At 61.6% G+C, this 11,751-nt stretch carries 10 protein-coding genes; 1 reads left to right on the top strand and 9 read right to left on the bottom strand.

Going from position 1 to position 11,751, the window contains the following annotated elements; genetic code table 11:
* Window positions 1–100: 100 nt before the first annotated feature.
* The 9 genes from msrQ to mrcB form a co-directional block, all read right to left on the bottom strand.
* A complete protein-coding gene (gene msrQ / locus FS665_RS15775) occupies window positions 101–712 on the bottom strand; it encodes a protein-methionine-sulfoxide reductase heme-binding subunit MsrQ (RefSeq protein ID WP_145190275.1) in 612 nt (203 codons plus the stop codon).
* Complete coding sequence (msrP, locus tag FS665_RS15770) at window positions 712–1,725, bottom strand: protein-methionine-sulfoxide reductase catalytic subunit MsrP (protein ID WP_145190273.1); 1,014 nt, start codon at window positions 1,723–1,725, stop codon at window positions 712–714. Before msrP ends, msrQ begins: the two co-directional genes overlap by 1 nt.
* A 78-nt stretch (window positions 1,726–1,803) precedes the next feature.
* Window positions 1,804–2,655 carry a CDP-diacylglycerol--serine O-phosphatidyltransferase gene (pssA, locus tag FS665_RS15765; protein ID WP_145190270.1) on the bottom strand — a complete coding sequence of 284 codons (852 nt, stop codon included), beginning with the start codon at window positions 2,653–2,655 and terminating at the stop codon, window positions 1,804–1,806.
* Between the two features lie 150 nt (window positions 2,656–2,805).
* On the bottom strand, window positions 2,806–3,822 hold the full coding sequence (ilvC, locus tag FS665_RS15760; RefSeq protein ID WP_145190267.1) for a ketol-acid reductoisomerase: 1,017 nt from the start codon (window positions 3,820–3,822) through the stop codon (window positions 2,806–2,808).
* A gap of 54 nt (window positions 3,823–3,876) precedes the next feature.
* Entirely contained in the window at window positions 3,877–4,368 is a 492-nt protein-coding gene (ilvN, locus tag FS665_RS15755) for an acetolactate synthase small subunit (protein WP_145190263.1), read from the bottom strand.
* Window position 4,369: 1 nt separating this feature from the next.
* Entirely contained in the window at window positions 4,370–6,094 is a 1,725-nt protein-coding gene (locus tag FS665_RS15750) for an acetolactate synthase 3 large subunit (RefSeq protein ID WP_145190260.1), read from the bottom strand.
* Between the two features lie 407 nt (window positions 6,095–6,501).
* Window positions 6,502–6,837, bottom strand: a complete 336-nt coding sequence (locus FS665_RS15745; protein ID WP_145190257.1) for a YqcC family protein — start codon at window positions 6,835–6,837, stop codon at window positions 6,502–6,504.
* The gene (locus FS665_RS15740; RefSeq protein ID WP_145190254.1) at window positions 6,834–7,622 is read right to left on the bottom strand and encodes a M48 family metallopeptidase; all 789 of its coding nucleotides are present in this window, start codon (window positions 7,620–7,622) and stop codon (window positions 6,834–6,836) included. Before FS665_RS15740 ends, FS665_RS15745 begins: the two co-directional genes overlap by 4 nt.
* Before the next feature lie 16 nt (window positions 7,623–7,638).
* Window positions 7,639–9,960, bottom strand: coding sequence for a penicillin-binding protein 1B (mrcB, locus tag FS665_RS15735; protein WP_145190251.1), 2,322 nt, complete (start codon window positions 9,958–9,960; stop codon window positions 7,639–7,641).
* Window positions 9,961–10,075: 115 nt separating this feature from the next.
* On the opposite strand from mrcB, the gene FS665_RS15730 reads away from it, so the two are divergent.
* Window positions 10,076–11,638 carry a bifunctional aminoglycoside phosphotransferase/ATP-binding protein gene (locus tag FS665_RS15730; RefSeq protein ID WP_145190248.1) on the top strand — a complete coding sequence of 521 codons (1,563 nt, stop codon included), beginning with the start codon at window positions 10,076–10,078 and terminating at the stop codon, window positions 11,636–11,638.
* Window positions 11,639–11,751 lie beyond the last annotated feature (113 nt).

Here is an 11,751-nt window from a genome sequence, read left to right as displayed (position 1 = left end):
TCTCGTTCCGTTGTCGCTGGAAGTGGGGCGCATTATAAGGGGATTCGAGAGGGCGTCAACCTTTAATTTCATCTATTTGCGACCAGCCGGACATGCCCTCTCATGCCCGCCGAGCAGCCTTGTTGAACAACCGTGGCAGTGATCGAGACACCACCGGCACGCGCAACCCCATCAACAGCACGGCGATGACAGCGTAGATCGCCCACTCGCGCAGGTCCGAGCGCACGATCCATAAAAAGTGCAACAGCCCCAGTCCGAGCACCACGTACACCAACTTGTGCAGTTTCTTCCAGCGCACGCCCAAGCGCCGCTGACTGTATCGATTAGAGGTCGCTGCCAGCGCCAGCAACCCCATAAAGCCAAGAGCGCCGACGATGATGTACGGCCGCTTACGCAGCTCGACCGCCAATTGCCCCCAATCCAACCCCAGGATAAAGAACAGATAAGCCAGGATGTGCAACACGATGTAAGCGAACACCCATAACCCCAACTGCCGACGCACCACGATCCAGCCCGACCACCCTGACACTTTTTGCAGCGGCGTCATGCCCAGCGTCACCAGCAGAAAGGTCAGCGCACCAAGCCCGAGCCGGTCCATCAGGATCTTGCCAGGGTCTGGTCCCAAGGCGCCTACCGCCGCCTCGTACAGCCACCACGCCGGGAGCAGGCAGCCCACCACGAAGATCGCCAGCCTAAACCAGGGATAACGCATCAGTAGTTCTTCCGCAGATCGAGCCCGGCGTACAACGAGGCTACTTCGTCTGCGTAGCCGTTGAACATTTGCGTTTCGCGCACATTCGGGCTGAACAAGCCACTGGGCAAGCGCCGCTCGCGCGCCTGTGTCCAACGCGGATGGTCGACGGTCGGGTTGACGTTGGCATAGAAGCCATACTCCTCCGGCGCCAGCCCCTGCCAGGTAGTGCCCGGCTGCTCTGCGACCAGACTGATGCGCACGATCGACTTGATGCTCTTGAACCCGTACTTCCACGGCACCACCAGGCGCAAGGGTGCGCCGTTCTGATTGGGCAGCTCGCGGCCATACATACCCACCGCCAGGATCGCCAAGGGATGCATGGCTTCGTCCAGGCGCAGCCCTTCTCTGTAGGGCCAGTCGATCAAGGCGAAACCTGAACGCTGCCCCGGCATGTGCTGCGGATCGCTCAGCGTTTCGAAGCGTACATAACGCGCCTTTGACGTGGGTTCAACTTGCTTGAGCACGTCGGCCAACGGAAAACCCAGCCACGGAATCACCATCGACCAGGCCTCGACACAGCGTAGTCGGTAGATGCGCTCTTGCAGCTGGTAGGGTTTGACGAAGTCTTCGAGGGCATAGCGCCCCGGCTTGCCGACCTCCCCATCGACCACCACCGACCACGGCTCGGTCTTCAAGCTGGCGCCATTGGCTGCAGGGTCGCCTTTGTCAGGCCCGAACTCATAGAAGTTGTTGTAGTGGGTAGCGTCCTTGAACGGGGTGATCGCCTCGTTCTTCACGGTGACCGCCTGCCACTGCGCAGACCCGAGCTTGTCGGTGAACCAGGCCGGCGCTGCGCCGGCGCTGACGTCGGCATAGCGCGAAGCGTCGGCCGCCGTCGCTGCACCCGGCAATGCAGCCAAGGCAACACCTGCGAGCGAGCCGCCCAGCAGCGTGCGACGGGAGAGATAGAGACTTTCTGGCGTGATCTCCGCTGCCTGGCAGTCGGAGGGTTTGGCAAGCTTGATGAGCATGGGCGGCTCCACAGCACAGGGAACGAATGTACCTGTAAGACTGTGGAGCCGGAGGGTTATTCCAGCATTAAGCGATTTTTACCCTTTGCGTCGACGCGTGCGCAGCAGGAACTGGATCGGACCCGATGCCGCGTAGGCAAGGAAGATCAGCAGCAGGATGCGCGGCGGGTCGCTGAACACCACGGCGAACACCAGCACCACAGCCAGGATCGCGACAAAGGGTACACGGCCCTTGAGATCGAGTTCCTTGAAGCTGTTGTACTTGATGTTGCTGACCATCAGCATACCAGCGGCAGCTACCAGCAGGGCCACCAGGAACGACAGCTTCGACCCCTGGATGCCGAAGTCGCTGAACGCCCAGACGGTCCCTGCCACCACACCGGCCGCTGCCGGGCTGGCCAGGCCGATGAAATAGCGCTTGTCGGCGGTACCGACCTGGGTGTTGAAGCGTGCCAGGCGCAGCGCTGCGCCGGCCACATAGATGAAAGCGACCATCCAGCCGACCTTGCCCATGTCACCCAGCGCCCAGCCGAAGGCCAGCAGCGCTGGCGCGACACCGAAGGCAACCATGTCCGACAGCGAGTCGTACTCGGCGCCGAAGGCGCTCTGGGTATTGGTCATGCGCGCTACACGGCCATCCAGGCCGTCGAGCACCATGGCCACGAAGATGGCGATGGCTGCAAAGGCGAAATACTTGCTCGCTTCGCGCGGGTCACCGGCGCTCAGGGCGCTCTGCGCGTTCATCGAGCTGATGATGGAATAGAAGCCGGCAAACAGGTTGGCGGTGGTGAACAGGTTGGGCAGCAGATAGATGCCGCGGTGGCGCACCTTGCGCCCCTCGTCGTCATGCCCTTCTTCAACGTGCTCATCGACAGGTAGCAGGCTTTCGGCGTCGGAGGGCTTGTTCGGCTCTTCGTGACGTTCGCTCATGGAGGGTACCTTGCAGCAGGATGGAAAATGTTCGACACGGGCCTGCGAAACAGGTTCTGACAGCAGGCCACTGGTCTGCTTTATACCAGATGCTGGCTGCCAGAACGAAAAAACGCGGCCGAAGCCGCGTTTTTCATGTGGCGATGCGACTTAGTTCTTGGACTTGTCGACGATCTTGTTCGCCGAGATCCAAGGCATCATCGAGCGCAGCTGCTCGCCGATGATCTCGATGCCGTGCGCGGCGTTGTTGCGACGCTTGGCGGTCATCGATGGGTAGTTGGTCGCGCCTTCGGAGATGAACATCTTCGCGTATTCGCCGTCCTGGATGCGCTTCAGCGCATTGCGCATGGCCTTGCGGGATTCTTCGTTGATGACTTCCGGGCCGGTGACGTACTCACCGTACTCGGCGTTGTTGGAGATCGAGTAGTTCATGTTGGCGATGCCGCCTTCGTACATGAGGTCAACGATCAGCTTCAGCTCGTGCAAGCACTCGAAGTAGGCCATTTCTGGGGCGTAGCCCGCTTCGACCAGGGTTTCGAAACCGGCCTTGACCAGTTCGACGGTACCGCCGCACAGAACGGCCTGCTCACCGAACAGGTCGGTTTCGGTCTCGTCCTTGAAGGTGGTTTCGATGATGCCGGTACGGCCGCCACCGACGCCTGCAGCGTACGACAGGGCGACGTTCTTGGCGTTGCCCGAAGCATCCTGGTAGATGGCGATCAGGTCAGGGATGCCGCCGCCTTTGACGAACTCGGAGCGTACGGTGTGGCCTGGGGCTTTTGGCGCGATCATGATCACGTCCAGGTCAGCGCGTGGCACGACCTGGTTGTAGTGGATCGAGAAGCCGTGGGAGAAGGCCAGGGTTGCGCCTTTCTTGATGTTCGGCTCGATCTCGTTCTTGTACAGGGTGCCCTGGAATTCGTCCGGGGTGAGGATCATGACCAGGTCAGCAGCGGCGACAGCGGAAGCCACGTCGGCAACTTTCAGGCCGTGGGCTTCGGCCTTGGCAACGGTAGCCGAACCTTTACGCAGACCGACGGTGACGTCTACACCGGAGTCCTTCAGGTTGCACGCCTGGGCGTGACCTTGGGAGCCGTAACCGATGATGGCGACTTTCTTACCCTGGATGATGGAAAGGTCGCAGTCTTTATCGTAGAAAACTTTCATGAAATACCCCTGGTTATATCTCGGCCCCTGCGGAGCCATTGCTAATTGTTGAATTTAGATGCTGAGCACTTTGTCGCCCCGGCCGATGCCGGTAACGCCGCTGCGCACGGTTTCGAGAATCGATGCAGTGCCGATGGCCTGGATGAAGCTGTCCAGTTTGTCGCTGGTGCCACTCAGTTGCACGGTGTACACACTGGCGGTCACATCGACGATCTGGCCACGGAAGATGTCCGTGGTGCGCTTGATCTCGGCACGCTGGGCACCGGTGGCCTTGACCTTGACCAACATCAGTTCACGCTCGATGTGAGCGCTTTCCGACAGGTCGACAAGCTTGACCACTTCGACCAGCTTGTTGAGGTTCTTGGTGATCTGTTCGATCACTTCGTCATGGCCCACGGTGGTCAACGTCAGACGCGACAGGGTCGGGTCTTCGGTCGGTGCCACGGTCAGGCTTTCAATGTTGTAGTTGCGCTGGGAGAACAGGCCGACCACGCGAGACAAAGCACCGGGTTCGTTTTCCAGCAGCAGGGAAATGATGTGCCGCATATCAGGTACGCTCCGTCTTGCTCAGCCACATGTCACGCATCGAGCCATCCTTGATCTGCATCGGATAGACGTGCTCGCTGCGGTCGACCGCGATGTCGATGAACACCAGACGGTCCTTCATCGCGAACGCCTCTTCAAGCTTGGGCTTGAGATCCTTCAGGCTGGTGATGCGGATACCCACATGACCATAGGCCTCGGCCAGCTTGATGAAGTCAGGCAGCGACTCGACGTAGGAATGCGAGTGACGACCGTTGTAGGCCATGTCCTGCCACTGGCGGACCATGCCCAGCACCCCATTGTTGAGGTTGACGATCTTCACCGGCAGGCCGTACTGCATGCAGGTCGACAGCTCCTGGATGTTCATCTGGATGCTGCCCTCGCCGGTCACGCAGGCCACGTCCTGATCCGGGAAGTTGAGCTTGATGCCCATCGCCGCGGGGAAGCCGAAGCCCATGGTGCCCAGGCCACCGGAGTTGATCCAGCGGTTCGGCTTGTTGAAGCGGTAGTACTGCGCCGCGAACATCTGGTGCTGACCCACATCGGAAGTGATGAAGGCATCGCCATGGGTCACTTCGCTGAGGGTCTCGATGACCTTCTGCGGCTTGATGACATTGCCGTCGCCCTTGTCATACGGGAACAACTCACCATCACCACGCCATTCGTCGATCTGCTTCCACCAGGCATCGAGCGCCGCCTTGTCAGGCTGCTCGCCGATTTCCTTGAGAATGCCGAGCATCTCGCTGAGCACGCTGTCGACCGGGCCAACGATCGGTACGTCGGCCTTGATCATCTTGGAGATCGATGCCGGGTCGATATCGACGTGGATGATCTTGGCGTTCGGGCAGAACTTGGCCGGGCCATTGACCACACGGTCGTCGAAACGCGCGCCAACGGCGAAGATCACGTCGGCGTTGTGCATGGCCATGTTAGCGGTGAAGCTGCCGTGCATGCCGAGCATGCCGAGGAACTGGCGGTCGCTACCGGGGTAGCAACCCAGGCCCATCAAGGTGTTGGTAACCGGCAGGTTCAGCGAACGGGCGATTTCGGTCAGCGCATCGGAGCCGCCGCCGAGGATGACGCCACCGCCGGCATAGACGATCGGGCGCTTGGCCGCGAGGAGCATTTCGGCGGCCTTGCGGATCTGACCGGAGTGGCCACGAACAGCCGGGCTGTAGGAGCGCAGCTTGACCTTCTTCGGGTAGACGTACTCGAACTTCTCGGCCGGGTTGGTCATGTCTTTTGGAATGTCGACCACGACCGGACCTGGACGACCGGATTGCGCCAGGTAGAAGGCTTTCTTGAGTACTTCGGCAATCTCGGTCGGGTGCTTGATCATGAAGCTGTGCTTCACGATCGGCCGCGAGATACCGATCATGTCGGTTTCCTGGAAGGCATCGGTGCCGACCATGGTGCTGGGCACCTGGCCGGACAGGATGACCATCGGGATCGAATCCATGTAGGCCGTGGCAATGCCGGTGATGGCATTGGTCGCGCCTGGACCGGAGGTCACCAGCACGACACCGGCCTTGCCGGTGGCGCGGGCATAGCCGTCGGCCATGTGGGTTGCCGCCTGCTCATGGCGAACCAGGATGTGCTCGACTTCCGGCTCTTTGAACAGCGCGTCGTAAACATGAAGGAGAGCACCACCAGGGTACCCGTAGATGTGCTTAACGCCTTCGTCACGCAAGAAGCGGACGACCATCTCAGCGCCAGATAAAAGCTCCACGTTGTTCACCTCTAAAACGCCAGAATACCGCCCTCTTGGACGGGTCTTAATAGGTTTACTGCCAAGCAGAGCATGAGCGAACGTCAGCACTGACTGAGCAAGTATTGGGAGCGCCCCAGAGTGTTGCGGGGTTTTCCCACCCAGCGCGAGGTAACGCGTTGCGGGGTGTAACAGGTCGGCGCGGGTGTGCGCCTCATGATCTGCCTAGCGGGTCTGCTTCTGGCAGTCCCTCTACAGCGGAAACTGGATTCTTGTGATTTGGCGCCTACAAGTCAAGAAAAATTATTGCCAATTTTTCCTCAAGATGAATCACCGCCACCACGAAAAACCATGTCAGCAGCAGGAAAAATAACTTTTCCATAAAAAAGGGCCACAATCTGCGGCCCTTGACGGAAAAACCGAAGAAATCAGGCGGAAGGCGCGATCAATTGGTCGAATGCTGCCAACAGTCGGCGCAGCTCACGGCTCTGCTCCGGCCGATTGACGAACACCGTTTCCGCCATCACCAGGATGCTCGAGGCATTGGGCAGCGGATGGCCGAGCTCGATGATGATCTTCATGCGCGGCAGGAAAATCCACTGCAGCCACTGCTCGAAGCTGAGGCTGTCGACCGCGAACGGCACCGTGCTGGCCAAGGCTTCGTCGCTTGGCGGCTCGTCTGCCCACCAACCCTGCACCTGCAGCTCTCGCTCGATGAGCAGCAGGTGATCGGCGATATCCAGCACGCGTTGTTCGACCTTCATGAGCTGACCCGCGCCTTTTGCCGGGCCAGCGCAGCACCGGCACTGTCGCCCTGCTTCTCGCGGGCCTGGGCGATGGTGTTCCACAGCTCGGCCTGCAAGTCCGGGCGACCGTTGGCGTAGGTCAGGGCACGTCGAGCGAGTTGCTCGGCTTGCGCCGCGTCGCCTTGGGACAGGCGCACCTGGGCCAGACGGAACAGCACCTGCGGCTCGCGCGGGGCGATGCGCTGGGCGCGTTCCAGGCTTGAGGCGGCGCCATTGAAGTCGCCGCTGCCTTGCTGGCTTTGCGCCGTGGTCAGCAATGCCAACACCGGGCCGTCGAGCTGCTCATCGGCGGACAAACCACCCGCAGGCGCGGTAGTGCGTGGAATCCCGGTCGGGGCACTGGCCGCCGGGGCGGTGCTGTTCATCGACGCGATGTCGAACGGCTCGTCGGCGATCGGGTTCGGGTTGGTGGTCATCGGAGCCGAGGTCACCGGCCCCGGGGTGATCGGCGCCGTGCTGATCGGCGTTGCGGCGTTGCCTGCCGGGAACGTCTGGATACCGCTGGCGCCAGCGCCCTGGGGAATCATCACGGTCACGCCGGAATCCTCGGGCAACGACTGCGCTCGCGCTGTGCCGGTGTTCGCGCCTGCCGCGCCGCGGGTGGCCTGGACACGCTCACTGTTGGACACCCGCGTGCTCGAATCCACTACCGGAATGTTGCCACGTTGCACGGTGGAGCAACCTTGCAGCACCACCAGTGCCGTCACGGCAGGAAACAGCCACTTATTCAATTCACACCTCATCAATGCTGTTCAAGGCTCAGTTCATCCAGCCCTTGACCCAGTCCATCACCGAATCCACGGGAGTCTGCTCGCCGCCGCAGGTTGCCCCGGCCGGCGGTTCGCTGCCGCGAATATACGGCATCTGCACCGCGCCCGGACAGCTACCGTCGGAACCTTGGCCGCTGTAGGGATCGATCCAGGCCTGCACCACGTTATCCGGCTGCGGCATGTCCAGCGGCAGCGGGTCGGCCTTCTTCATGAAGCTGGTCCAGACCTGCAGCGCACCGGTGGCACCGGTGAACGGCGTCTTGCCGTTGTCGTCACGGCCCATCCACACCACGGCCAGCAGGTCCTGGCTGAAGCCGGAGAACCAGCTGTCACGCGAGTCGTTGCTGGTGCCGGTCTTGCCCGCCAGGGTCAGGGTCTTGGGTAGCACATTGTAGACCGAGCGCCCGGTGCCCTCGCGCATGACCCGCTGCATGGCGTTCTGTACCAGATAGATGGAACCTGGGTCGAAGGTCTGCTGGATCTGGAACGGATAGCGCTTGAGCGGCTCGCCCTCGGCCGTCAGCACGCTGCGGATACCGCGCATCGGCGTGTTGAAGCCGCCGTTGGCGATGGTCTGGTACATGGTCGCAACTTGCATCGGCGACATGCCGCCGGCACCGAGCAACATGGCCGGGAACGCCGGCCAGTCGACATTGACACCCAGGCGGCCAATGGTCTTGATCACGTTCGGCACGCCCACTTCCAGGCCGAGCTTGGCGGTAGACAGGTTCAGCGAGTTGGCCAGGCCCTGATACAAGTAGATGGTGCCGTGGGCACGCCGGTCGTAGTTCTGCGGACGCCAGACCTGGCCGTCGGCGCCCTTGACCGAGAACGGTTGATCCTGAACCCAGCTGGTCAGGGTGTACTTGCTCGGCTGCTCCAAGGCCGTCAGGTACACGGCCGGCTTGACCAGCGAGCCAATGGGACGCACCGCATCGATGGCCCGGTTGAACCCGGCGAAGCCCGACTGACGGCTGCCGATCAGGGCCTGCACCTCACCGGTTTCCGGATTGGTCACGACCATCGCCGATTCCACCTCGTCGGCACCCTTGCGCCCCGCCAGGCGCTTGAAGGTTTCGCTCATGGACGTCTCGGCCTTCATCTGCAGGATCGGGTCGAAACTGGTGAAGATGCGCAGGCCTTCTTCGGTCAAGTCTTCATCACGGTAGTCCTGGCGCAACTGCCGCTTGACCAGGTCGAGGAAGGCCGGGAACGAGCTGTCGGCAAGGCTGCCGCGCTTGGTCACGCCAAGCGGCATCTTCTTCGCTGCATCGACCTCGGCCTGGCTCGCCACGCCTTGTTCGGCAACCAGGTCGAGCACCAGGTTACGCCGCGCCAGCGCGCGTTCCGGGTAGCGCCGTGGGTTGTAGTAGGAAGGCCCCTTGACCATGCCTACCAGCAAGGCGATCTGGTGCAGCTTGAGCTCTGCCAGCGGCTGGCTGAAGAAGAACTGGCTGGCCAGACCGAAGCCGTGCACCGCGCGCTGACCGTCTTGGCCGACGAACACTTCGTTGAGGTAGGCCTCGAGAATCTCGCGCTTGTCGTAGTGCATCTCCAACAACATGGCCATCATCGCTTCGGTCAACTTGCGCGTGAGGCTACGTTCGCTGGTCAGGTAGAAATTCTTCACCAGCTGTTGGGTCAAGGTACTGCCGCCCTGGCGCATCGAGCCCGATGAGGTGTTGACCCACATGGCACGGGCGATGGACTTGGGCGACACGCCGAAGTGGCTGTAGAAGTTCCGGTCCTCGGTGGCTACCAGGGTTTCCAGCAGATACGGTGGCACCTGGTCGATCTTGATCAGAATGCGGTCTTCGAGGTTTTTCGGATAGATGCCACCAATCATCAGTGGCTCGAGGCGCACCACGTCGAGCTTCTTGTCATTGGCCCCGGCAAGGCCTGCCACGTAGTCGCCAGAGAAGCGCACGCGCACGAATTGCGCCGGTTCCATGCCCTCGTAGAACTGGAAACCGCGGGTATTGAGGTCGACCGTGTTGCCATTGACCGCCGCAGCGCCCGGGCCATTGGCGGCGCTTTCACGGCGATAGCCAAGGGCGTCCAGCTCAGTGAGGAAGTCGGCCTTGCTCAGTTTCTGGCCGGTGAACAGCTCCAGCGGCCGGGCATACACCTTGGCCGGGATGGTCCAGCGCTTGCCAGAGAACTTTTCCTGGACGACGGCATCTAGGTAAACCGCGAAGCCGGCGATGATCACCAAACCGACCAGGCTGAGCTTCAAGGCCCAGCCCAGCCAGGCGCGGGAGCGGCCGGTCGGGCGTTTCTTAGGGGTACGGGAATTTCGAGTTCGAGTCATGGCCGCGGATTATACGCACTTTATAAAGGGGAGGCAGGCGCCCTCTGGCGGTAGGCAGGGACGGCACCATTGACCATAATGGCGCATTCGAATTCCCTGCCCGGAAGGATTGCCCGTGAGCCAAACCCTGATCAACGCGTTGCAGAACCCTGCCCTCTATCCCCATCCCGTGGACGGGTTCCAACTCATCGAGACGCATATCTCCTGGGTTCTGCTCACCGGCGAATACGCCTACAAGGTCAAGAAACCGATGAATTTCGGCTTTCTTGACTTCACCGGCCTGGACCAACGCCAGCATTTCTGTAACGAAGAATTGCGCCTGAACCAGCGGCTCACCGAGGGCCTGTACCTCGAAGTACTGCCGATCACCGGGAGCGCCGAAGCGCCGCAACTGGGCGGTGACGGCGCGCCGATCGAGTATGCGCTGAAGATGCGTCAGTTCCCGCAAGGCCAGATGCTCAGCACCTTGCAAGCCAATGGCGAGCTGCACACCGGGCATATCGACCAGATGGCCAGGCAGATCGCCGAATTCCACCTGCAAGCGCCAAAGGTCTCGCCGGAGCACCCACTCGGCACGCCTGAGAGCGTCATGGCGCCGGTGGAGCAGAACTTCGAGCAGATCCGCCCGTTCCTCACTGACAAAGCCGACCTGCAACAGCTGGACAACCTGCAAGCGTGGGCGCGCAGCAGCTTCGAACGCCTGCACGGTCTGCTCGAAACGCGCAAGGCCAATGGCTTCATTCGCGAATGCCATGGCGACATTCACCTGGGTAACGCCACGCTGATCGACGGCAAGGTGGTGATCTTCGACTGCATCGAGTTCAACGAGCCGTTCCGCCTGACCGATGTCTACGCCGACGTCGGCTTCCTGGCCATGGACCTCGAGGATCGCGGCCTGAAGTGCCTGGCACGCCGATTCATCAGCCAGTACCTGGAACTGACCGGTGATTACGCGGGCCTTGAGCTGTTGAACTTCTACAAAGCCTACCGCGCCCTGGTACGGGCCAAGGTCGCCCTGTTCAGCCTGCCGGCCGATGCCGAGGGCGTACAGCGTGCTACCACCCTGCGTACCTACCGCAACTACGCCAACCTGGCAGAAAGCTACAGCGCCATTCCATCGCGCCTGCTGGCCATCACCCATGGTGTTTCCGCCGTGGGCAAAAGCCACGTGGCCATGCGCCTGGTCGAAGCACTGGGAGCGATCCGGGTGCGTTCGGACGTCGAGCGTAAGCGCCTGTTCGGTGCGCAGCAGCAACAGGACGCCGGCCAACTGGCCACGGGCATCTACGACCGTGACGCCAGCGTGGCGACCTATCAGCGCTTGCACGAACTGGCCGCGACGATCCTGCGCGCCGGCTTCCCGGTGGTGCTCGATGCCACCTACCTCAAGACTGAACAGCGCCAGGCAGCAGCAGCCGTGGCCAGCGAGACCGGCGTGCCGTTCCTGATCCTCGACTGCCATGCACCTGACGCGGTGATCGCCAGCTGGCTCGAGCAGCGCCAGGGCGAAAACGCCGACCCGTCGGATGCCACGCTGGAAGTGGTCAAAGCCCAACAAGCCAGCCGCGAACCGCTGACTGCCGACGAGCTGAGCCACAGCACCCGCGTCGATACCCACGAAGCGGCCAGCATGGACCAGGTGATCGAGCAGATTCGCCAGCGCTTGCCGGGTTTGTAAGCGGTTTGCCTGCCAGTGCCTGCAGCTTGCCGGGCACTGGCAGCTCATCGTCGTCGATGGCAAAAGGCCGCGCGATTTCCATCCCCCGCTACACTCCTGTGAAACCTGCTCGC

This window comes from Pseudomonas sp. URMO17WK12:I11, assembly GCF_007677725.1.
Taxonomy (GTDB): domain Bacteria; phylum Pseudomonadota; class Gammaproteobacteria; order Pseudomonadales; family Pseudomonadaceae; genus Aquipseudomonas.
This window is presented reverse-complemented; position numbering and strand designations above follow the sequence as displayed.

Excerpts from the sequence above, each read along its gene's own strand:
- msrQ (WP_145190275.1), bottom strand. The coding sequence starts at position 712 with ATGCGTTATCCCTGGTTTAGGCTGGCGATCTTCGTGGTGGGCTGCCTG.
- msrP (WP_145190273.1), bottom strand. The coding sequence starts at position 1,725 with ATGCTCATCAAGCTTGCCAAACCCTCCGACTGCCAGGCAGCGGAGATC.
- pssA (WP_145190270.1), bottom strand. The coding sequence starts at position 2,655 with ATGAGCGAACGTCACGAAGAGCCGAACAAGCCCTCCGACGCCGAAAGC.
- ilvC (WP_145190267.1), bottom strand. The coding sequence starts at position 3,822 with ATGAAAGTTTTCTACGATAAAGACTGCGACCTTTCCATCATCCAGGGT.
- ilvN (WP_145190263.1), bottom strand. The coding sequence starts at position 4,368 with ATGCGGCACATCATTTCCCTGCTGCTGGAAAACGAACCCGGTGCTTTG.
- FS665_RS15745 (WP_145190257.1), bottom strand. The coding sequence starts at position 6,837 with ATGAAGGTCGAACAACGCGTGCTGGATATCGCCGATCACCTGCTGCTC.
- FS665_RS15740 (WP_145190254.1), bottom strand. The coding sequence starts at position 7,622 with ATGAGGTGTGAATTGAATAAGTGGCTGTTTCCTGCCGTGACGGCACTG.
- mrcB (WP_145190251.1), bottom strand. The coding sequence starts at position 9,960 with ATGACTCGAACTCGAAATTCCCGTACCCCTAAGAAACGCCCGACCGGC.